Genomic DNA, 20,873 nt, shown 5'->3' with positions numbered 1-20,873 from the left:
GCACTTGGTCCTCGCAGGTCGGGCAGAACGGCAGCTTCGCCCGGCGAGCGGGAGGCGTTGGCTGGTGGGTGGAAAGGAGTGTCGCCATGACGGAAATACCTGTGAGCGGCCGGATAGTGGTCGGCGTCGACGGCTCGGACGCCGGGACGGCGGCGCTGGTCTGGGCGGTCGGGCAGGCCGAAACCAGCGGCGCGGACCTGGAGGTCGTGACGGTCTGGACCTACGACGCCATGCTCGATGACGCTTCGGTGAACCGCACGCTCGCCGAAGCCCGGCGCGCGCACGTGCACGAGCTCGAAAAGCTGGTCACCGCGGTGACGAAGGAGCACGCAGGCGTGCCCGCGCAGTGCTCGGCCCCCACCGGCGATCCCGCGGAAGTCCTGGTCGACCTGGCGAAGGACGCCACCATGCTGGTGGTCGGCAGCCACGGCAAGGGCAAGCTGCGCGAGGTGCTCGCCGGCTCGGTCAGCAGCGCCTGCCTGCGGCACGCGACCTGTCCCGTGGCCGTGATCCCGCCGCCCGCGCGTACGCCGGACAGCCCCCTCGGCAAGCAGCTGGCCGAGCTCGTCGCGGGAAAGCCCTGAACCCGCCGTGACCGCCATCGCCGAACAGCGCGTCGAGGTCCCGGCTCGACGTCCCGGACGCCGGGGAGTTCGCGTGGCAGGGGCGGCCGGTGCGCATCCGCACCCCCGCGTGACGCCGCCGCGCTCGGGTTCGAGACGTCTACCAGGACCTCGCGCTCTGCGACAACCTCGACATCGCGCAGAACATGTTCCTGGGCCGGGAAAAGCTGCGCCGCGTGACGCTCGACGAGGATGCCATGGAGCTGGCGGCGAAGGAAACCCTGCACAGCCTGGGCGTGACGACGGTGAAGTCGGTCCGCCAGCCGGTCGGGTCGCTGTCGGGCGGTCAGCGCCAGGCGGTGGCGATCGCGAAAGCCGTGCTGTGGCACTCGAAACTGGTGATCATGGACGAGCCGACCGCGGCGCTCGGCGTGCAGCAGACCGAGGTCGTGCTGGAGCTGGTCGGCCGCTTGGCGGAACGGGGCCGGCGAGCTGACGAAGGAAACGGTCGTCGACCTGATGACCGCGGGCCGCTCCGACCGCTGGGGCGCCCCGACCCGAACGAAGGGAGTCGCGTCATGACCGTCTGGCTCATCATCGCCGCGGTCGTCATCGTCCTGCTGGCCCTGTCGATCCGGATCGTGAAGCAGTACGAAAAGGGCGTGCTGTTCCGGCTCGGCCGCGTCGTCGGCGTCCGCGAGCCGGGGCTGCGGTTCATCATCCCGGTGATCGACGTGCTGCACCGCGTTTCCCTGCGGATCGTGACGATGCCGATCCAGTCGCAGGGCATCATCACGCGCGACAACGTGAGCGTCGACGTCTCGGCGGTCGCCTACTTCCGCGTGGTGGACGCGGTGAAGTCGGTGGTGGCGATCGAGAACGTCCACGCGGCGATCGACCAGATCGCCCAGACGACGCTGCGCAAGGTCGTCGGCCAGCACACCCTCGACGAGACGCTGGCGGAAACGGACAAGATCAACTCGGACATCCGGCAGATCCTCGACGTGACCACCTCCGAGTGGGGTGTCGACGTCACCTTGGTCGAGCTGAAGGACATCCAGCTGCCCGAGACGATGAAGCGGGCCATGGCCAAGCAGGCCGAGGCGGAGCGGGAGAAGCGCGCCAAGATCATCAACGCCGAGGGCGAGGCCCAGGCCGCGGCGGCGCTCGGCGCGGCGTCGGACACGATGATGGCGCACCCGCTGGCGCTGCAGCTGCGCAACCTGCAGACGCTGATGGAGATCGGCGTCGACCACAACAGCACGGTGGTGTTCCCGGCCCCGCTGATGAGCACGATCGGTGAGCTGGGCTCGTTCCTGTCCCGCGAGGCAGCCGCGGCCACCCCCGCGAAGGTCGTGCCCAACGGCGAGCCCACGGTCCTGGCACCCCGCTGACCGGCGGTTCGTGAAGGCCGCCTTGAGGAACTTCACGTTCCTCAAGGCGGCCTTCACGGCTTTCGGGTCACCGGGTCAGCCAGCGGGCCCAGTGGCGCGTGCCGAAGGCGACGGTGTCCCAGCCCCTTCCCGCGTGCACCGGCAGCCCGGCGCCGAACCGGCCCAGCACGTACGTCCGGAGGAACTTCCTGGCCGGCCGCCAAGCCACCGACGCGCCGGCGCGGTAGGCGCCGAGGGCCCCGGGGTCGACGGCCACGGGCCGCGCGGGGTCACCCGTAACGGAAAGCGGGACCTGCGTGAACGCCACCTTGCCCGCCATGTCCAGCAGGCACGTGGCCATCGGCTCGAACCCGGGCCCGGGCAGGTGCGCGCCGGCGTCCACCGCGATCTGACCGGCCACCGCCTGGGCCTGCAGCAGGGACAGGAACGCCTGCTTGACGGGGAAGTCCCCGGCGTCGCCGGGAGCGTAGACGTCCGGGTGCCCCAGCACCTCCCGGCGGCTCTCGTCGCAGACGAGGAACCCGCGGTCGTCGGTGGGCAGCCCGTCGAAGCGCTGAGCGGCGACGTGCGGCGGGAGCGCCACGAGGAGGTCGAACTCGTGGGTGGTGCCGTCGGTGTAGGCGACCTCGAGTTCGCGGATCTTGTCGGGCGCGGCTCCAGTGCGCCCGTCGATGCCCCGCGAGGTGAACTCGGCGGCCACGATGTCGTGCAGCTTGGGGCCGAACGCCGGCAGGTAGCTCTGCTCGGCGGTGGTGAAGGCGAGCTGGACGTTGTCGCGGACGTCGCGGTGGCGGAGCCAGCCGTCCAGGAGCAGCGCGATCTCGTACAGTTGTTCCGCGCCCTTGCTGCCGGGCGGTACGAGGAAGAGGACCTGCTGCTGCCGGCCGTGCCGCGCGTTCTGCGCGACCCACCGCAGCTGCTCGCCGAGCGCGTGCAGCTGCCCCGGCGTCCGAACCGAGTGCGCGTGTTCGGCCAGGCCGGGCACCTCCTCGGGGCGCATCGCGGCGCCGGTGGCGATGACCAGGTGGTCGTAGGGAACCGGGCCGCCGGTGGTGTGCACGACACCTCGTCCGGCATCGACGCCCTCGGCGGTCGCGACCCGGAAGTCGACTTCGCGGCGCCGCAACGGTTTCGCGAGCGGCAGGTGCAGCGGTGCCTCGGCCGCGCCGAAGGGCAGGTAGCTGCCGTCGGGCCGGAAGTAGAAATCGTCGCGGTCGGACACCAGGCTCAGCCGGACGTGTTCGGGACCCGCCAGCGCGCGCAGCGCGAACGTGGTTTCCAGCCCGGCGAACCCGCTGCCCAGCACGACGACGTGGGTGGGGGACATGACTTCCTCCGATGCTCCGGGGTTTCGGCAGAGGCCTCCACGATGCGGGCCGGTGGACTACCGAGGCAGGGCCCTCGGCCGTGGGCGCGGAGGACTTCCGGCCCTTTTTCGGGGAACCGGCGAGGACGGACAGTGAACTCGTGCCGAACACCCGAAAGCTCGCCGGACCGCATCGCCGGATACCCCCGCAGGACAGCCTGTGGCTGCACCTGGACCGGCCGGAAAACCGCATGGTCGTCACCTCGGTGCTGTGGACGCGCACGCCGGTGGATCCGGCGCGGCTGCGGTCGGTCGTCTCCGACCGGCTGCTCGCCCGTTACCCGGTGTACTTCCAGCGGCCCGTGGCCCACGGCCGGGGCCTCTCCTGGGAGACCGACCCGGAATTCGACCTCGGGGAGCACCTGGTCGTGCGAGACCTGCCGGAGCCGGCGGACCAAGCTGCCCTGGAAGCGTTCGTCGCCGGCCGGCGTGGTGCGCCACTCGACCCGAGGCGTCCACTGTGGACCATCGACCTGGTGCGGGGCTATCGCGGCGGCAGCGCGCTGGTGTGCCGGACGCACCACGCGATGGCGGACGGGATCCGTCTCACGCAGGTCCTTTTCAGCCTGCTGGACCCCCTCGACGGCGAGGCCGCGCCGCACGCCAAGGTGGGGGGCGCCGGGCCGCACCGCGAAGCCGTGGCCCAGCCGGTGGTCCGGCTCGGCGCCGCGGTGCTGCGCGTGCTCGGTGACACCGGCGCGAAGGCGCAGCGGCAGGCGGCGCGGGTGCATCCCGTGCTGGAGTCCGCGGTGGCGCTGCCGGTGCTGGGCGCGGCGGCGGTCGTGGGCGCGACCGGGGCCGTCGCCGGGTTCGTGTCCTCGGCGTTGAGCGGCGGGCCGCGGCGCGCGGTCGACACGGTCGCCGGCGCGGCGACGACGCTCTGGCACAGCGCCACCGGCGCGGGTGACCTGCTCGGGCCGTCGACGGCCACGGGCGTGTGGGACGGCGAACCCGGTGTCGAGAAGACCGCCGCCTGGGGCGACCCGATCCCGCTGCTGACGCTCGCCCGGATCGGCCACGAAACCGGGACGACCCTCAACGACGTCTGCACCGCACTCGTCGCCGGCGCGCTCGACCGGTACTTCGCCGCGCACGGCACCGCCCGCCCCGAGCCGTCGGACCTCGGCTGGCTGATCCCGGTGAGCTTGTCCTCCTTCGACGACGAGCTGCCGGCGGACTTGGGCAACCACTTTTCGCTGGTGCTGGCGCAGCTGCCGCTCGGCCGCCGGACGTTCGCCGAGCGCCTCGCCGAAGTCCACCGCCGGGTCGCCCGGATCCGCGACTCGTTCGAGCCCGCGCTGACGTTCGGCGTGCAGCACGCGATCGCGCAGAGCCCGGCGGCGCTGGGCCTGCCGGCGAGCCGCTTCTTCGCCGGCAAGGCGGTCGGGGTCCTGACGAACGTGCCCGGCCCGCGCACCCCGATGACCCTGGCCGGCGCGCGGGTCGAGGGGATCGTCGGCTGGGCTCCGTGCAGCAGCCACCAGGCGATCACGATCTGCATCTTCAGCTACGCCGGCGAAGTGCGCTTCGGGTTCGGTACCGATCGCAAGCTGATCCCGGACCCGGAAGCTCTGGTCGACGCGCTGGCGAAGGAGTTCGCCGAGGTCAGCCGTGACGGCGCGCCGCGGGCCTAGCGTCGCGGGCCCATTCGACTCGTCCGCAGGTGCATTTCGAGGCGGCCGGTCAAGATCCTTGCACCTGTATCGTTCTGCAGGGCGAACCGGCAGTAGCCGCCCTCTTGGCCAGGAGACCGTCGCCGTACTTCTGTCGGTCGAGCTCGGCCTCAGCGTGATCAAGGGTGATCCCCGGTATCAGTCCCAGCGGGGAATCGCGGCGAATCCCGCTGAACGCCGGCACAGTGCCGGCAGATCAGCGAGCCGCTCCGCGCAGCGCCTGGACCTCCCGCTCGATCGCTTTCACGAGCACCTCGGTGTCCGGCACCGCGTCGGCGTCGGCCGTGACTCCGAACGTCACCTGGCCCGCGTAGCTGAGCATCGCCACGCCCACCCGCACGCGCAGCGCGATCGGGACGTAAGGGTAGATCTCGACGATCGGCCGGCCGAGCGCCGACAGCGGTTCGGCCGGGCCGCGCACGTTCGTCGTCACCGTGACGATGTTGCGCTGCGGCAGGTGGGCGGCCGCCCGGATCGCCCACGCCACCGGGGCGAACGGCTCGTGCGCTGCCGTCGCGGTGAGCAGCGCGCCGGCGGCTGCCTCTTGGCCCGCTTTCAACGAGGCCAAGCGGTGGTGCACCCGGATCAGGCGCTGCGCCGGATCGGCCAGGTCGACCGGGAGCAGCGGCAGCAGGAGCGAAACCTCGTTGTCCAGCGCCGTCCCGGTCCGCACGGACACCGGGACGAGGGATCGCACGCTGTCGGCGGCGGGTGTTTCCCCGCGCTGCAGCAGCAACTCGCGGAACCCGCCCGTGACGGCGGCCAGCAGGACGTCGTTCACCGTGACGTCGAAGGCGCGGGCAACGGATTTGACCTCCGCCAGCGGCACCGAAGCCGTCGAGTAGCGCCGGTCGCGGCCGAGCGGTCCGGTCAGCCGGGACGGTGACGCGGGCAGCAGGGCCGAGGTCAGCGCGGCGAGGCCGCGGGCGGCGTCGCTGATCCGGCGGGCCAACCGGTTCGGGTGCAGCAGTTCACGGGCGACCAGGCGCGTCTGCTCCCACGGGGTGCGCAGCAGCGAGCCGGCGGCGTCCAGCAGCAGTGCGACGGTGCCCGGATCGGCAGCCTCGGCGCCGGGATCCGGGTCGGCCGGCGCGTCCCCGAACAGGACCGTCTGCAACCGGGTCGCCGCGAGCCCGTCGGCCAGGGCGTGGTGCAGCTTCGACAGGATGGCCCAGCGGCCGTCCGGCAGGCCTTCGATCACCCAGAACTCCCACAGCGGCCGGTCGCGTTCGAGCCGCTCGCCCATCAGCAGGGCGACCAGTTCGCTCAGCGCGGCCCGGTCGTGCGGTGCCGGGAGCGCGACCCGGCCGAAGTGCGCGGGCGGGTCGAAAGCGGGATCGTCGACCCAGGCCGGGGGCCCGAGGTCGAACGGCACCGTGCGCACCTTCTGGCGGTAGCGCCGGATTCCGGCCAGCCGCGCCAGCACGGCCCCCTCGAACTCGGTCTGGGCGGGCGCGGGGCCTTCGGCGATCGCCACCGAGGCGATCGCCAATGACGAGCTGGGGTCTTCGTCCTCGATCTGGAGGAAGGCCGCGTCCAGTGGGCTGAGCCGGTCCATGACGTCCTCTCAGTGGGCGATGTCGACGACCACCCGGCGGATCCGGTCCGGCCCCGCCTGGGTGAAGACGCGGAACGGCAGCTTCGCGCGCACACCGACGGCGAACGCGCACTGGCCTTCGAAAGAGCCGGCGAAGCGGACGGCACGCAGGGCCGGCCAGCTCGGCGTGCTCACCAGGGTGTCCCCGACCGCCGCCAGTGTTCGCCCGGGCTGGTGCCCGGCGTCGTCGGTGCCGAGCGCGGGCGCCCGGACGACGACTTCCAGGGCGGCGCCACCGGGCACCGGCAGCGGGTCGCCCTTCGGGTCGGAGGTCACCACGGGGACGTACCGCACCGCGTACCCAGCCTCAGCGGGCCCGTTGACGTCGAAGACGACGCGGTCGAAGCACGCGTGCCGCCCGGGGCGCACGAGGTGGAGCGCGTCCCGGCTCGAGGTTTCGGAACTGCGTGCGTCCGTGCGCCACCCGGTGGTTTCCGCACACGACGGCGTCGCCGGCGGCGGCGCGGTCGTGTGCGTTCCGGGCGCGGGGACCGTGGCGGTGGTCGCCGGCGTCGGAAGAACCGATGCCGGCAGCGATGTCGACGGGGACGCGCCCTGGTCGGTCCCGCACCCCGCGAGAGCCAGGGCGCTCGCCAGCGCCACGAACACCATCGGGGCGCGCACGGTCAGCTCGCCCGCGTCAAGGCGTCGCGGCGGCGTTCGTACTCCTCCTGGTCGATCTCGCCGCGGGCGAACCGTTCGTCGAGGATCCGCCGGGCGGTGTCGGCCGGGTCCGGGGACTGCGGGCCACGCCGGGTCAAGACGACAGCGACGACCACGACCGCGGCCAGGATCACCACCATCAGCAGGAGCATGCCGAGTCCACCGACCCAGCCCATGGCTGCGGGAGTGTGCCAGTACGGCATGACGGCTCCTTTCCTAGTGGGACTGGAAATGCTTCGGGGCGGCTTCGAGCGGCTGCAGGACGTCGGCGAGGTCGCGGCGCGGTGTCGCGGGCAGCGGGTCGGCGTTGGCGGGTGCCCAGCCGACGCGCAGCACCATCTGCGGGAACGACCCGCCGGTGACGTGCTCGGTCACGGACTCGCGGACGTCGTGCAGCTCCAACGGCTCGGTGAGCGGGCAGGACGAGAGGCCGAAGGCGTTGGCCGTGAGCAGCACGGCGCTCGTCGCTTCACCGGCGCGCAGGCGCGACATCCGGTCGTCGGACGCCGTGCTCAGCACCAGCAGCACGGTTTCGTCGTCCTCGGCCTTGGCGTCGGGCGGCTGGACGAGGAGGGGATCGGCGAACGGCCGGCTCCGCAGCGCGCCGGGTGTGCCGTCCGGGGCCGGGGTGTTCCGCGCGGGCACGCCGTCCGGCGAGATGTGGCGGCCGCTCCAGGCGGCCAGTTCGGTGCGGTAGGCCGGGTCGCCGGCGTGCCGCCGCGAGGCCTGCTCGATCGCCGTCGCCAGGTGGTAGCGCGCCGAGTTCTCGGCGACCTGCAGCACCGTGCCTTCCAGCGCGGCGGCCTTGGTCATGGCTTCGAGGTGCCCGCGTGGCACGGTCCACGAGCTGTGCCGGCGCCGGTCGGTGCGCCGCCGCGGGATCGCCGCCGCCATCGCGATCTCGTCCTGGTCCGGGTCGTGCCGGTGCAGCGTGACCGCGGCGAGGTGATCGGGTTCGTCCGGGTTCGGCAGCCGGTGGACTTCGGCGCCCCAGCCGAGGGCGGCGAAGCCCACCCGGAGGTGGTGCAGGGCCGCGCCGCAGCTGAGGATCAGGTCGCGTCCGTCCGGGTCGGTTTCGCGCAGCAGCCGGTCCTGGTCGGCGTAGAGGTGCAGGGAGCTCTGCCCGGTGCGCCAGTACCACGGCTGGGAGTTGTGCACCGACGGCGCGCGGACCGCCATCGCCACCGCGGTCTTGACGGTGAAGTCGTCCGGAAGTCCTCGCTCCATCATCGGCCTGCCTCGGGATCGGGGGTGTCTTCGGCTTCGACCCTCGCACCGCCGGGTGCGCCGCGGGGAGGGCCGGAATACCTTTGGACGGGGGACTTTCGGTGTTCCGGCACCAGCGACGCGAATGCCCGCGTGAGCGTTTCGGCCGGGCTGCCGGTCGTCGGCAGCGGATGCGCTTCGGGCCACGGGTCGGCGTCCGCGGCCATCCGGTGCGCGATCTCCGGGGTGGCGTCGGACAAGGCACCGGTCCGGGTCGTGAGCCGCCGTGCCGCGGTCTCTTCCGGGGTCTCGCAGCGCACGGCGAGCAGCGGGCTGTCCGTCCGGCCGGCCACTTCGGCGGCGAGTGCGCGGTGCCGGGCGGCGGTCCACGACGCGTCCAGCACCACGTTCTCGCCGAGTGCCAGCAGCTCGCCGGCGCGGCGCACGAGCTCGGTGTAGGTCGCGTCCGTGTGGCCGGTGTCGTAGAGACCCTGCCGGTAGCCCTCAGCGGCCCGCCGGACCGGTTCGAGCCCGGCCAGTTCCTTGCGCAGCCGGTCCGACTGCAGGAGCGTGGCGCCGAGCCGGTCGGCCAGGCCGCCGGCGATCGTCGACTTGCCGGTGCCGGGTTCCCCGCCGACGAGGATCAGGCGCACCCGGCCCAGCCGCAGGTGCCACACGGCGAGATCGGCGTAGTCGCGGGCCAGCGCGGCCGCTTCGGCGTCGCCCTGTGCGTGACGCAGGCACGCCACCTTGACCCGGACGAACGCGCGGTAGGCGAGGTAGTGGTGCACCAGCGCCGGGGGAGCGGGGTCGCCGGAGAACTCGCGGTAGTCGAGCAGGAGCTGTGCACCCAGTTCGGGAGCGCCGAGCCGCTCGAAGTCCATGGCGAGGAACGCGATGTCGTCGAGGACGTCGACGTGCCGGAGGTGGTCGTCGAACTCCAGGCAGTCCAGCACGCGGGGGCCGTCGTCGAGGCAGAAGACGTCGTCGGCGAGCAGGTCGCCGTGCCCGTCGACGACGTGTCCCCCGGCGATCCGGCGGTCGAACAGCGGCTCGCGGCCGGCCAGGAACTCCTCGGCGAGGGCTTCGATCTCGAGGGCGGTGGCCGCGTCGAGGACGTCGTCGTGGAACGGTCGGACCTGCTCGAAGCTGTCCCGCCACCGGCCGCGGACGGCGTCGCGGGTTTCGTCGGCGTCGATCTCCGGTCCACGGGCGGCTCGGGCGTGGAAGGCGGCGAGCTGCCGGGCCAGCCGCCGGGTCGTCACGTGCAGGGGCGCCCGCTCGTGGACGAGCGTGGAGAGCCGCCGGTCCTCGGGCATCCGGCGCATGACGACCAGGTGGTCGCGGACCTCGCCGTCCGGACCGGTGACGTCGGCGACGCCGAGGTAGACGTCCGGGGCCAGGCGCCGGTTCAGCTCGACCTCCCGGTGGCACACCCGTTCGCGTGTCTCGCGCGCGGAAAAGTCCAGGAAACCGAGGTCGACCGGCTTCTTCAGCTTGTAGGCGAGGTCTCCGACGAGGAAGACCGCGCCGATGTGGGTTTCGTGCACATCGGCCCAGGGAGCGTCCATGGCTCGAGCATCGGCCCCGGTCCCGGTCTCGCACCGGGGACGAAAGTCACCGGAGCCGGGGACCCCGGCCACCTGTCGCGGGCGGGGCGGGCGCTCACGATGGACCCGTCGAGAGCGGAGGAGCGACGTGGACGAAGCGGCGATCGAGGTGGCGCACCTGCGGGTGGTCCGCGGCGGGCAGGAAGTCCTGCGCGACATCGGGTTCACCGTGCGCCGCGGCACCGTGACCGGCCTGCTGGGGCCCAACGGCTGCGGCAAGAGCACGCTGATGCGGTCGATCGTCGGCGTGCAGGTCGTCGAGGCCGGTGAGGTGACCGTGCTCCGCCGTCCGGCCGGCAGCCCCGAACTGCGCAGGCGGATCGGGTACGCGACCCAGGAACCGGCGATCTACGCGGACCTGACGGTCCGCGAGGCGCTGCGCTACTTCGCCGCGGTCCTCGGCGCGGACCCGTCCGATGTGGAAAGGGTGATCGCGGAGACCGGTCTCGCCGCCTCGGCCAGGACACTGGTCGGCCGGTTGTCGGGCGGCCGGCGCGGGCGGGCCAACCTGGCCGTCGCGCTGCTCGGTACCCCCGAGCTGCTGGTGCTGGACGAGCCGACGGTCGGCTCCGACCCCGAGCTGCGCGACGAGCTGTGGAAGCTGTTCCACGGGCTGGCGGCGGCCGGGGTCACGCTGCTGATCTCCAGCCACGTCATGGACGAAGCCGCTCGTTGCGACGAGATCCTCCTGCTGCACCAGGGGAAACTGCTGGCGCACGCGACACCGGAGGCACTGCGCGCCCGCACCGGCGCACCCGATCTCGAGCAGGCATTCCTCCGCTTGATCAAGGGCCGGGAAGGAGCGACGCGATGAGCGTCCCGATCGCGTTCGCCACCACCCGGCGCATCCTGACCCAGCTGCGGCACGACCCGCGCACGGTCGCGCTGATCATCGGTGTACCGACCCTGCTGATGATCCTCCTGCGCTACTTCCTGAACTCGGAGCAGCGCTTCAGCGCGATCGCCCCGGCGCTGCTGGGCATCTTCCCGTTCACGATCATGTTCCTGCTGACGTCGATCACGACGCTGCGGGAGCGGACCACCGGCACGCTCGAACGCCTGATGACGATGCCGATGGGCAAGCTCGACCTGCTCTTCGGCTACGCGCTGGCGTTCGGCCTGCTCGCGACGCTCCAGGTCGTGGTGGCCGCCGGGGTCAGCCTGACCTGGCTCGGCCTCGGCATCGCCGGCTCGGTCTGGACGCTGCTGCTCATCGTCGTGCTCGACGCGCTGCTGGGCACCGCGCTCGGGCTGTTCGTCAGCGCGTTCGCCCGCACGGAGTTCCAGGCGATCCAGTTCCTGCCGGTGTTCGTGCTGCCGCAGTTCCTGCTGTGCGGCCTCTTCGTGCCGCGCGGCGACATGGGCTGGCTGCTCAACGCGCTCTCGGACGTGCTGCCGCTGTCGTACGCGGTCGACGCGCTCACGCAGGTCACGCGCTCGGCGGAGGTCGAGGGCACGCTGGTCCGCAACATCGCGATCATCGCCGGCTGCGCGATCCTCGCGCTGCTGCTGGGCGCGGCGACCCTGCGGCGCCGCACCCCGTGAACGGGAGCGCGGTGGCCGCGGTGCTGCGCATCCGGCCGTTCCGGCGGCTGTGGCTCGTCCTGGGGGTCTCCTCCGTCGGCGACTGGCTCGGCCTGCTCGCCACGTCCACGTTCGCGGCCGGCCGGTTCAGCGCCCCGGCCGCCCAAGGCGCGGCGTTCGGTGGCGTGGTCGCGGTGCGGCTGCTGCCCGCGCTGGTGCTCGGGCCGCTGGCCGGCGTGCCGGCCGACCGCTTCGACCGGCGCCGCACGATGATCGTCTGCGACCTCGCACGGTTCGCGCTCTTCGCCTCGATCCCCACTGTCGGGCTCGTGACGAGCGACGCGGGCGTCGCCGTCGGCTGGGCCGCGGCCGCGACCTTCCTGATCGAAGCCTTCGCCATGGTGTGGTCGCCCGCCCGGGACGCCGCCGTCCCCACCCTGGTCCCGCGCGCGGAGCTGGAGGCGGCCAACCGGCTGTCCCTGGCCACCACCTACGGCGCCACACCGGTGCTCGCGGCCCTGGCCATGGCGGGGCTGCACGGGCTGCCGCGGTCCTGGACCGACCCGGTCACCGCGGCGCTCTACCTGAACGCCGCGACCTTCCTGGTGAGCGCCGGGGTGCTGGCGACGGGCATCCGCGAGCTCGGCGGCCGGACCCGGGTGGCCGCGCGGCCCGGGATCCGGCGTGAGCTGGGTGAGGCGTGGCGCTACGTGCGCCGGACGGGCCCGGTGCGCGGGCTGGTCACCGGCATCTTGGTCGCCTTCGCCGGGGCAGGTGCCGTGATCGGCGCGATCCAGCGGTACGCGGGGGACCTCGGCGGCGGGTCCGTGGCGTTCCCGCTGCTCTTCGCCGCCCTGTTCGCCGGGATGGCGTTCGGGGTGGCCGGTGGCCCGGCCGTCGTGCACGCCCTCTCGCGCCGCCGCTGGTTCACGTTGTCCCTCGCGCTGGCCGGGCTGTCGCTCGCCGTCCTGGCGCTGGCCCCGGGACTCGCCGTCGCCGCGGCCGCTTGCGCGGGAACCGGGGCGGGCGCGGGGATGGCCTTCCTCGTCGGCTGGACCCTGCTGGGCGGCGAGGTCGGCGACGACCTGCGCGGCCGGGTGTTCGGTTTCGTGGAGGCCGGGGGCCGGGTCGCACTGCTGGTGTCGATCGCCGGGGCGAGCGTGCTCGTCGGCCTCGGCCGGCTGCCGCCCGGTGTCCCGGCGGCCCGAGTGGTGCTGCTCGGCGCGGGTCTGGGCGTGCTCACCGCGGGCCTGGCCGGCCTGCGGCGCATCGACGACCGGCCCGGCGTGCCGGTGCTCGCGGACCTACTGCGGGCACTGCGGCGCCCAAGTGACCAAAGTCCCTCCCGAGGGGGCCGAACGACGCCATCCGCACGCGAGGCCGGAAAAGTAACGTCGGCCCCCGGTGGGGACCGGTCCGATCCGGCCGGTGAACGTTGCGAGACGATGGAGGGTGATTCCCCTGCTGACCGGTATCGACCGTGACCACGGCCTGCGGAGCGGGCTGACCGGCTACCTGGCCGCGGTGAGCGCCGCGGTCGGCGTGGGAGTGGAGTCCTGCACGATGGACCTCGACGATCCCGCCTCGGCGTACGTCGCCCTCGACGTGGAGCTGCCGCACCACCCCGGCCGCGACACGGCCCTGCTGTGGGACGAGCGCCACGGCTGGGCGTTCGCGATGGAAACCCATTCCGCCGAGGACCTGCTGGTGCTCGCCTACCTCGGCGGCGAGCTCGTACCCGCTCCGGCCCGCGTCCGCGGCTTCGTCGCCGCGATCCGGTCCGCCGGTGGCACCGTCGGCGAGCCCGTCCCACCGGACCTGCGCGGCGACCGCGGCGAACTGTTCGCCCGGCTGCGCGGCACGGCGACGACGTCGATTCCGTTCCTCTCCAGGGCCGGGTGATCAGCGTGTCCACAGTGGATCGTCCCGATTGGACGCCGGCCGAGACCGAGGTGCTGGTCCGGTCGATGATGCGCGCGCCGTCGGTGCACAACACCCAGCCGTGGCTGCTGGACGTCGCACCGGGAGAACTGTCCGTGCGCGAGCGTGCCGAACCGGCTCTCCCGCACCACGACCCGGACGGACGCGACCGCGCCGCTTCCTGCGGTGCCGCCGTGGCCAACCTCGAGCTGGCCGTCCGCACGCTGGGCCGGACGGCCGAGGTCGCGTTCCTGCCGGACGACGGGCAGCCGGAGCTGGTGGCGCGCGTCACCGTCGGCGGTGCCGAGGCACCGAGCGTCGAAGAGCTGCGCCGCTACGGGGCGATCGCCCGCCGGGCCAGCCACCGTGCGCCGTTCGAAGGCCTGGTCGTGCCGGAGCCGGTGGTCCGCGGGATCGTCGCGGCCGGGGGAGCAGCGGGCGTCGAGGCGCGGCCCGTCCGGGAGGTCGCCGCCGTCGCCCGGCTGCTGCACTTCGCGGCGAGGAGCTTTCAGCAGGACGGCGGGTACCAGCGCGAGCTGTCCTTGTGGACGATCCGGGACGAGCGCGCCCACCTCCACGGTGTCGGGCTCCCGGCCAGCCGTGTCCCGGCCGGCTCGGTGCCCTGGGCGGGTCTGGTCCGCCGGGCGACCGAGATCCCGCTGCCGGCCGAGCTGGAGCGTCGTCTGGCGGCCGAGACGCTGCTGCTGTTCGTGACCGCGGACGACGCGCGCTCCGACCACGTCCGCGCCGGCTACGCGATGGAACGGGCCTGGCTCGCGGCGGTCGACGTCGGCTTGGCGGCGGCGGTGCTGACGCAGCCGTTGCACCTGGAGCCCGTCCGGTCCGTGCTGTGCGAAGACCTCGCTCTGACCGGCTTCCCGCAGGCTCTCCTGCGCATCGGCTACACCGCGGAGGCCGATCCACCCGCGCCACGACGGGCTGTCGAAGAGGTGCTGCGCCAGGGCTTTTCGCCGTCCGCGCACTGACCTTCGGCCGCGAGCGCCCGAAGTCACCGGCGCCACGACGACCGAAATGGTCGCACGGCCCAGGGTCCGGGGACTGTGGGCCCTAGGGCGGCGACCGTCCCTCCGGTGATGCTGGGTGCGCACGCCGAGACGAGAAGGGGCGGGACCGATGTACACGAGGATCCGGTTGACGCGGTTGTGGCACAGCCTCCGGCCCGGCCACGACTCGCCGGCCCGTCCTTCGGACCGGCTGCAGGCGAGGCTCCTGGCACTCGTCCTCCTGCTTTCCCTCGTGGCGGCGGCGGGAGCGGTGCTGCTGGGCATCGGCGTCTACTCGGGCGAACTGGCGAAGTCCCGTGAACAGCTGGCGACGCGGTACACGGTGACCGCGGTGCTGCTGACCGACGGCCCGCCACCGGCCCAAGCGGGCCGCGGCGGCACGTCGTACAGAACCGGCGCCACGCGGGCGACGTGGTGGACCCGGGAAGGCGAGCAGCGCGTCGGCGAGGTCGACGCCGCGGCGGGCACCGTCACCGGCCAGGAACTGGCGATCTGGGTGGACGCCACCGGCGCTCCGACCGTCCGCCCGCTGACCCCGGCGGCGGCGACCGTCGGCGCACCGCTCGCCGCCACGGTCGTGTGGACGGCTTTCGTGACTGCGCTCGCACTGCTCTACCGCGGCGTGGTCTTCGTGCTGGACCGGCTTCGCCTCGCCGCGTGGCAACGCGAGTGGACCACCATGCAGACCCGCCGCGACGACCAAAGCCCCGCCGGTTCGTGACCGACGGCCACAGCCTCCGGGGAGGGGGCAGGTGGGCGATCGTCGGTCCCACCGTCCACTGAGGAGTGAGCACGACGGCCGCTGCCGTAACGGGTTTCTCGCCCCCGCTCGAGCTGTGCGAGGTGCTGGTTCCCGAGCCCGGCCCGGGGCAGCGGCTGGTCCGGGCCGGAAACGTGCGGGATCTGCCACACCGACCTCCACGCCGCCCGCCCCTATTCGCCCGACGCTGGTCGCTGCAAGCACGCTCGAGCGAAGTAGCCCGGCCCGACCGGCAGCGCCTGATCCTGACGGCCTCCGTAGCCGTCAGGAAGGCGACTTCCCCGCCGGTGCGGTGGGGCCGGAACGGCGCCGCGAGCAGACACAGGCCGAGCGCCGCCGACGCGGGTGCCGGACCCGAGAACGCGGCGGCCGATTGCGTTGCGCCGGTCGCCGCGGCCGCTGTCGTCAGCACTCGGATTCCCACCCGGGAGCTCGGCGCAGGAGCCGCCAGACCGGGCTCGAGGTCGGCGACGTTCCGAGCAACTTGGATCACAGCGAAGCCAAGGAGCTCCACCAGCGGATGAGCAGCAGGAGCCGGATAGGAGGTGAACGGGCCGTCCGTGCCGTGGACGACGGCGACGACCGCGATGCCCAGTCCTGCCGGTCCGGCGAGCCGGCGCAGCAGACGTCGCCCGATGGGCATCCGGGGGAATCGCGTGCAGGTTCGCTCGATTGGCGCATCCAGGGCCGGGAGAGCCAGCTGGCCGTATAACGCTCTATGCGTCGACGCGTGACGGTGAACCGCACCACGTTGTTCCTGGTAGCGCTGACGCTGGTTGATCTTCACGGACGGTGGGAGGGCTCGCGGGGCACCGTTGCTCTGGAGCGGGCAGGATGTCGTGCGGGGAGTCGTGCTCGTCGGACGCGCGATCCCTTTCCGGCCCGAGGATTGGACGCGCAATGGGACGCTCGTCGGTGTTCACCTTCCAGTACATCGCCATCGACACGGAGGCTGGTGTCACGCCGGAAGAGTTCGAGACCTTCGTGCGCGGTGAAGGCGTTCACCTGCCCTTGTACCCGGGGTGGCGGTGGACTCTGCTGCGCGGGTTGCGCGGAGAGCGGACCGGGCAGTACCTGATGTTGTACGAGATCGAGAGCGCCGAGCAGCGCGACCGCTACGTCACGGCCCGGGGTGAGCAGACCGAGCTGGCCCGGCTGTTCTGGGCGCGGCACCCGGAGGCGGAGGCAGTGCTGGCGCGGTGGCGGCGGCTGGGCACGTTCGGTGAGCTGCCGACGTTGTTCACCGACTACCGGCTGCTGGCCGACAACCCGCGGAGCACCGTCACGCCCGGCCCCCGCTACCGCGACCGCCCGGGGGAGGAGCCCGTCGCCCGGGTCATCGGGATCCACAACCTGGCGTTGCGCGCCGGTGTGACCGAGGAGGTGTTCGACCGCTTCATCGCCGAGAACCACCACCGGATCGACGACTACCCGGACTGGCGGTTCCACGTGCTCAAGGGCGAGCGGGGCAACCGCCTCGACCAGTACGTGATGATGATGGAGATCGCGAGCCTGGACGCGCTGGACGTCTTCTACCCCGAGCCCGACATCGCCACCGGCGAGGCCGCGGAGTTCGCGTCCGCCCACCGCGACACCAAGCAGATGTACGAGGAGTGGAAGCAGCTGGCCTCGTTTTCCGGCTCACCGCAGATCTACACGGACTACCTCGCCGTCGCGGAGAACCCGGCGTAGTCCCGCACGACCGGGACGGGCCCGGGATCGAGTGGTGGTGAGTGCGGAGCCGTTCGAGCATGGCGGTCTGTGTGCGGTGGCCAGGTCGCGGATGCACCGCCCGTTGTTCCCGGCGCGCTCGTTCACCTGGCACCGCCTCCTACTTCAGGTAGGTGAAGCGACACCCGATGACCAGCTGAACTGCCGACGCTGGTGATCGAGCGCTGCCGGAGCAGCGGTGGACCGACCCCGGCGACCGGGAATCAGCCGACGCTGCCCGGTGAGCGGGAGCGCGGCCAGGCTGACCCACGCTCTCGGTGCCTCCCGATCTTTTCGGTATCGTGGGAGATGACCGCGTCGCTACCGACGCGGTCAGAACCTTGCTTGACTTCGCTTTCCGGCAGCGGAGCGTGGCGGGACTCCGACCTGTTCTCGCTGTCGCGTTGTGAATGGCTGAAGAGCTGGCGCATGGCCGCCGTCACCTCAGCGGCCGGTTGCGATTGCGGACGGCCGTTGACGCACTCTCTCGGCCCGTTGGGTCCTGTCATGCGGCCAGGTGCACAAGACAGCCAGTGGACGCGATGATGGTGCCGCCTTGGCCATGAAACACTTCAGACGACGGAGATTCCACGGAAACCGTGGGCGCCGGACGTCGAGATGAATCTCGCCGTGATCATGGGCGGCTTCGCGCTATGGAGTCCGCCGGCTGAGCAGGATCGCACCGGGGACAGATCCACGGCAGCGGCAGCGCGGGTCGGCGGTCCCCATCCAGCTGCCGGGGCGGTGTTCAGGCGGTGCGCGCCTGACACTCGGGGCCGGGGAGGCCCAGTCGCGCCACTGTCGGGAAATGAGACCGGTAAAAAAGGTTTTGATGCGTGCGGCATTCGTTGCGCTCATCACCGCAGGCCTCGATGTGACGGCGAGCGCATCTGCTGCCGAAATAGCCACTCGTTCCGTTGCAGCCGTCGCCGGTCGAGGCACTGCGTTTTCGATCACGGGAAAGCCGGGTCAACGACTGCGCTGCGCAAGTTGTACGCAGTCAATGTTCCGTACAGGGCAGTAGTCCTCGCCGTGTGCAGACCGGAGCTGCGGCAAAGACGACCTGCTACGGCTGCTTCGCCAACTAAGCCCCTCTGATTTGACCCGCATTGGGCTGCGGCGGCGAGTGAACACCGGCTGGGCATTACGGGCGCACCGAACTCGGTCGGCGTCCTCGGCGTGCTGCGGGAACTGCCGGCGCCCCCAGGTCGAGCATCAGGGCACGGCACCGAGCGTCGGCGATCGTGGTCGACCTCCTCGACGCGGAGGCGCGCGATGTCGCCGCACTGCTGGCGGAGACGAGCACCTGACAGTCCCCACGCTCGTCACCTGGAACAGATCGCGCACGACGGTGAGGCCTGCTGCTTGCGGGAACTGGTCGATGGCGGCTTCCTCACGGACGAGGACATCCCGCAGTTCACCAGCCGCCCGTTCTACGGGCGTCAGTTTCCTTGCCTTCCCCGCAGGAGTCCTACGCCTGCTTCGACGTCGCCATGCTGATGCCCTCTCCGCCCAGCGCCCTGCTGTGAGAACTGCACCTGCCGGCGAAGGCGGGCTTGCCGCTGCCCGCGGTTCTGGCGGCCGGTACTCGACATTCGGCCGGGAAGACCGGTCCGCTGGCCGACACCCTGGGGGACGATTACGGTCGGATCCGTCGCCGACGCGTTGTTGCTCGATGCCGACCCCTACGCGGACATCGCGCACCTGGTCGACCGTGCCCACCACGTCGGGACGGTGGAGGCCGCGGCCCGCGGCGGGAGCGGACAGCCGGGATCGCCATCATCAGCGGTTCGAGCGCGGCCGGGTCGTTCGTGCTCGCGGCGGAGACCGCGACGGTAAGCGGCAGCCCGGCACGGTCGGTCAGAGCGTGGATCTTCGACTCGGGTTTGCCGCCGTCGACTGGGCTGGGACCGGTCAGAGAGCCCCCTTTCGCTCGCACGCAGGCACCGTCGACGATCGCGCGGTTCCAGTCGATCAGGCCCTGGCTGCCGAGTTCGTCCGATAGCGCGTGATGCGGTGCGCGGTCTGGAACGGCACCCCGAACGACGGCGGCAGGTCCCACCACTCACAGCCGCTGGTCAGCACGTACACGATCGCGGTGCACACCGCACGAGCGTCCACCGGCGCAGTGCCACCACCCTGCGGACGCGGCTTGAACACCGGAATCGACGGCTCCGCCAGTGCCCACAACTCGTCCGGCACCAACCGCAGCGACAACCGATCAACGACAGCCGAGATCATCGCTCACTCGTCGTTCACTCGGCCTGCAACCTCAGCTCGGGACCTGGCTATTCTGCCACCTCGTGACACGACGTCTACCAAACCGGCTTGTCGGCCGGTGGCGGATCACGGCGATGAGCGGCTGGGACCGCGAAGACATCGACCTGGTCGAACCCGGATTCATCGAGTTCGCCGCGGACGGCAGCGGGCAGGTCGGGTTCGTCGCCGTCACCGGGTGGCTGGACTGCCACGCGAGCGAACGTGATGGTTCGCCCGGCGTCGAGTTCACCTGGGAAGGTGCCGACGAAGGCGATCAGATCAGCGGACGAGGCTGGGCGGTCCTGGTCGACGACGACACGATCGAGGGACATCTGTTCGTCCACCTGGGAGACGACTCGAGTTTCCGGGCGAAGCCCTTCGCTGGCGCCGAGCCGTGAGCGAATACCAGTACTACCGGGCGAGGATCAGAGCCACCAGCTTCGTGAACGAGTATGACTGGGGCGACTTCAAGGGTGACCCGCGCCACCTGATGGAGCGTTACTACGACGCGCACCTGTACTCGGCCAGCTGGGGTAGCCACCGCCTCATGTTCCGCCTGCCGTTGGACTCGCTCGATCCCGATGTCGTCGAGGACTGCTGCGTCGGAGCGGGGGTGAGCGCTTGGACGACGGGCGAGTACATCGTGCTCGACTTCGCGAGCGAGGACGACGTCGGTGAGTTCGACTTCGAGTACGACGCCGAGACCTTGCTGTCGGCGATCGTCGGAGTTCGCGCTGAACTGGCCTCCGGTGATTTCCGGCCGCTCTACCTCGCCTGGCTGGCGGCTTGCGGCGCGGGGGAGCGCGACGAGGACGGGTTCGGTCGCGAAGCCGATAAGGACCTCGAACCTCCCTCTCCGCCCGGGCTGGGCACGCTCAGCGCCGCGCAGCGGGCGCTCGCGGACTTCCTCCGCCTCGACGACGACCTCCTCGCCACCGCGGCCGAGGCGTCTCCGCCGCTGGAGCACACTGCTGACGATTCCGGTGATCTTGCCATCCGGGTGAGCCGCCTGCCTGCCGACGAAAGGACCGGTTCCTGGTCCGGGTCGCGCTGGGTGAAGCCGGGCGGGTGCGGAGGGAGCTGCTGCGCCGGTGTCGCGACATCGCCGCTCCGGCTGTCCCCCTGCCGCACCGTCGGACCGTGGCTGACCTGCTCGACGCCTCGGCGCGCCGGCGGGCTCGCGAGCGACGACTCGATCGGCTTGCCGCGGAGGGAGCCGCCGCGTGGTCGCGTGTTGACGCACTGATCGCGACCCGGAAACCAGCTGACTACGACGCTGCCGTAACTCTGCTCACCGATCTCCGGACGCTCGCCCAACGCGAGGATGGCGAAGATGCGTTCGTCACCCGGGTCGAAAGCCTGCGGCAAGCACATGCGCGCAAACCCAGTCTCATCGAACGCATCAACCGGGCCGGCATCTGATCACCCGGCCGAAGCTAAGTTGATCGACGTCGTCACCGAGGGGCTCTCCGTGGCTGCCGCAGAGGTCGGATGAGCGCCGCACCGCCGGCAGGTTCGACTCGTCCTGGGAGGGCCGGCCCGCGGCGGCGACCTTGATGGGGGCGGCGGCTCAACCATTCAGAACCCGCGCAGACGCAGACGC

18 protein-coding genes and 2 pseudogenes are annotated in these 20,873 nt (G+C 71.9%); 13 read left to right on the top strand and 7 right to left on the bottom strand.

What is annotated here, in order from left to right:
• The first annotated feature begins 86 nt into the window (after positions 1-86).
• From AB0B33_RS31860 to AB0B33_RS31850, 3 genes and pseudogenes are all read left to right on the top strand, one after another.
• Positions 87-584 (top strand): universal stress protein, encoded by a 498-nt coding sequence (locus AB0B33_RS31860; protein ID WP_360778380.1) that lies wholly within the window; start codon positions 87-89, stop codon positions 582-584.
• 137 nt (positions 585-721) lie between these two features.
• Positions 722-1,048, top strand: a pseudogene (locus AB0B33_RS31855) (ATP-binding cassette domain-containing protein); the annotation flags it as partial.
• 93 nt (positions 1,049-1,141) lie between these two features.
• Complete coding sequence (locus tag AB0B33_RS31850) at positions 1,142-1,957, top strand: SPFH domain-containing protein (protein WP_360778729.1); 816 nt, start codon at positions 1,142-1,144, stop codon at positions 1,955-1,957.
• Between the two features lie 67 nt (positions 1,958-2,024).
• Here the strand turns inward: AB0B33_RS31850 and AB0B33_RS31845 are convergent, their stop codons facing one another.
• Positions 2,025-3,284, bottom strand: a complete 1,260-nt coding sequence (locus AB0B33_RS31845) for an FAD-dependent oxidoreductase (protein ID WP_360778378.1) — start codon at positions 3,282-3,284, stop codon at positions 2,025-2,027.
• A gap of 140 nt (positions 3,285-3,424) precedes the next feature.
• On the opposite strand from AB0B33_RS31845, the gene AB0B33_RS31840 reads away from it, so the two are divergent.
• Positions 3,425-4,957: a WS/DGAT domain-containing protein gene (locus tag AB0B33_RS31840; RefSeq protein WP_360778375.1), complete on the top strand. Its 1,533-nt coding sequence runs from the start codon at positions 3,425-3,427 to the stop codon at positions 4,955-4,957.
• A gap of 235 nt (positions 4,958-5,192) precedes the next feature.
• Here the strand turns inward: AB0B33_RS31840 and AB0B33_RS31835 are convergent, their stop codons facing one another.
• From AB0B33_RS31835 to AB0B33_RS31815, 5 genes are read right to left on the bottom strand one after another with little or no spacing between them, the layout of a single operon-like run.
• Complete coding sequence (locus tag AB0B33_RS31835) at positions 5,193-6,554, bottom strand: wax ester/triacylglycerol synthase family O-acyltransferase (RefSeq protein WP_360778373.1); 1,362 nt, start codon at positions 6,552-6,554, stop codon at positions 5,193-5,195.
• Positions 6,555-6,563: 9 nt separating this feature from the next.
• Entirely contained in the window at positions 6,564-7,217 is a 654-nt protein-coding gene (locus AB0B33_RS31830) for a hypothetical protein (RefSeq protein WP_360778370.1), read from the bottom strand.
• A 2-nt stretch (positions 7,218-7,219) separates the two neighbouring features.
• Positions 7,220-7,459 carry an SHOCT domain-containing protein gene (locus AB0B33_RS31825; protein WP_360778368.1) on the bottom strand — a complete coding sequence of 80 codons (240 nt, stop codon included), beginning with the start codon at positions 7,457-7,459 and terminating at the stop codon, positions 7,220-7,222.
• 13 nt (positions 7,460-7,472) lie between these two features.
• A complete protein-coding gene (locus AB0B33_RS31820; RefSeq protein WP_360778366.1) occupies positions 7,473-8,483 on the bottom strand; it encodes an NAD(P)H nitroreductase in 1,011 nt (336 codons plus the stop codon).
• A complete protein-coding gene (locus tag AB0B33_RS31815; RefSeq protein ID WP_360778363.1) occupies positions 8,483-10,033 on the bottom strand; it encodes an AAA family ATPase in 1,551 nt (516 codons plus the stop codon). The genes AB0B33_RS31820 and AB0B33_RS31815 overlap by 1 nt, the downstream gene beginning before the upstream one ends.
• 127 nt (positions 10,034-10,160) lie before the next feature.
• Between AB0B33_RS31815 and AB0B33_RS31810 the strand changes: the two genes are divergently transcribed.
• The 7 genes from AB0B33_RS31810 to AB0B33_RS31780 all read left to right on the top strand — a co-directional run bounded on the left by AB0B33_RS31810 (position 10,161) and on the right by AB0B33_RS31780 (position 16,993).
• Positions 10,161-10,886 (top strand): ABC transporter ATP-binding protein, encoded by a 726-nt coding sequence (locus AB0B33_RS31810; protein ID WP_360778360.1) that lies wholly within the window; start codon positions 10,161-10,163, stop codon positions 10,884-10,886.
• The gene (locus AB0B33_RS31805; RefSeq protein WP_360778357.1) at positions 10,883-11,617 is read left to right on the top strand and encodes an ABC transporter permease; all 735 of its coding nucleotides are present in this window, start codon (positions 10,883-10,885) and stop codon (positions 11,615-11,617) included. The genes AB0B33_RS31810 and AB0B33_RS31805 overlap by 4 nt, the downstream gene beginning before the upstream one ends.
• Before the next feature lie 11 nt (positions 11,618-11,628).
• Positions 11,629-13,080: an MFS transporter gene (locus AB0B33_RS31800; RefSeq protein WP_360778354.1), complete on the top strand. Its 1,452-nt coding sequence runs from the start codon at positions 11,629-11,631 to the stop codon at positions 13,078-13,080.
• Positions 13,049-13,498, top strand: coding sequence for a DUF6292 family protein (locus AB0B33_RS31795; RefSeq protein ID WP_360778351.1), 450 nt, complete (start codon positions 13,049-13,051; stop codon positions 13,496-13,498). Before AB0B33_RS31800 ends, AB0B33_RS31795 begins: the two co-directional genes overlap by 32 nt.
• 14 nt (positions 13,499-13,512) lie before the next feature.
• Positions 13,513-14,502 (top strand): nitroreductase, encoded by a 990-nt coding sequence (locus AB0B33_RS31790; protein ID WP_360778348.1) that lies wholly within the window; start codon positions 13,513-13,515, stop codon positions 14,500-14,502.
• 148 nt (positions 14,503-14,650) lie between these two features.
• Positions 14,651-15,262 (top strand): hypothetical protein, encoded by a 612-nt coding sequence (locus AB0B33_RS31785; protein ID WP_360778345.1) that lies wholly within the window; start codon positions 14,651-14,653, stop codon positions 15,260-15,262.
• A gap of 939 nt (positions 15,263-16,201) precedes the next feature.
• Entirely contained in the window at positions 16,202-16,993 is a 792-nt protein-coding gene (locus AB0B33_RS31780; RefSeq protein WP_360778343.1) for a hypothetical protein, read from the top strand.
• Positions 16,994-18,752: 1,759 nt separating this feature from the next.
• Here the strand turns inward: AB0B33_RS31780 and AB0B33_RS31775 are convergent.
• A pseudogene (locus AB0B33_RS31775) lies at positions 18,753-19,252 on the bottom strand (transposase); the annotation flags it as partial.
• Positions 19,253-19,365: 113 nt separating this feature from the next.
• Between AB0B33_RS31775 and AB0B33_RS31770 the strand changes: the two are divergent.
• Both AB0B33_RS31770 and AB0B33_RS31765 read left to right on the top strand, forming a co-directional pair.
• Positions 19,366-19,668 (top strand): hypothetical protein, encoded by a 303-nt coding sequence (locus AB0B33_RS31770; RefSeq protein WP_360778340.1) that lies wholly within the window; start codon positions 19,366-19,368, stop codon positions 19,666-19,668.
• Complete coding sequence (locus AB0B33_RS31765) at positions 19,665-20,516, top strand: hypothetical protein (protein ID WP_360778337.1); 852 nt, start codon at positions 19,665-19,667, stop codon at positions 20,514-20,516. Before AB0B33_RS31770 ends, AB0B33_RS31765 begins: the two co-directional genes overlap by 4 nt.
• Positions 20,517-20,873: the final 357 nt, after the last annotated feature.

The sequence above is a fragment of the Amycolatopsis sp. NPDC049159 genome (assembly GCF_040648295.1).
In the GTDB taxonomy this organism is placed as follows: Bacteria; Actinomycetota; Actinomycetes; order Mycobacteriales; family Pseudonocardiaceae; genus Amycolatopsis; species Amycolatopsis pretoriensis_A.
The sequence above is the reverse complement of the archived record's forward strand: the minus strand, read 5'-3'. Positions and strand labels throughout refer to the sequence as shown.

Coding starts and splice junctions, on each gene's coding strand:
- AB0B33_RS31860 (WP_360778380.1), top strand. CDS start 87: ATGACGGAAATACCTGTGAGCGGCCGGATAGTGGTCGGCGTCGACGGC.
- AB0B33_RS31850 (WP_360778729.1), top strand. CDS start 1,142: ATGACCGTCTGGCTCATCATCGCCGCGGTCGTCATCGTCCTGCTGGCC.
- AB0B33_RS31845 (WP_360778378.1), bottom strand. CDS start 3,284: ATGTCCCCCACCCACGTCGTCGTGCTGGGCAGCGGGTTCGCCGGGCTG.
- AB0B33_RS31835 (WP_360778373.1), bottom strand. CDS start 6,554: ATGGACCGGCTCAGCCCACTGGACGCGGCCTTCCTCCAGATCGAGGAC.
- AB0B33_RS31825 (WP_360778368.1), bottom strand. CDS start 7,459: ATGCCGTACTGGCACACTCCCGCAGCCATGGGCTGGGTCGGTGGACTC.
- AB0B33_RS31820 (WP_360778366.1), bottom strand. CDS start 8,483: ATGGAGCGAGGACTTCCGGACGACTTCACCGTCAAGACCGCGGTGGCG.
- AB0B33_RS31815 (WP_360778363.1), bottom strand. CDS start 10,033: ATGGACGCTCCCTGGGCCGATGTGCACGAAACCCACATCGGCGCGGTC.
- AB0B33_RS31805 (WP_360778357.1), top strand. CDS start 10,883: ATGAGCGTCCCGATCGCGTTCGCCACCACCCGGCGCATCCTGACCCAG.
- AB0B33_RS31785 (WP_360778345.1), top strand. CDS start 14,651: ATGTACACGAGGATCCGGTTGACGCGGTTGTGGCACAGCCTCCGGCCC.
- AB0B33_RS31780 (WP_360778343.1), top strand. CDS start 16,202: ATGGGACGCTCGTCGGTGTTCACCTTCCAGTACATCGCCATCGACACG.
- AB0B33_RS31770 (WP_360778340.1), top strand. CDS start 19,366: ATGAGCGGCTGGGACCGCGAAGACATCGACCTGGTCGAACCCGGATTC.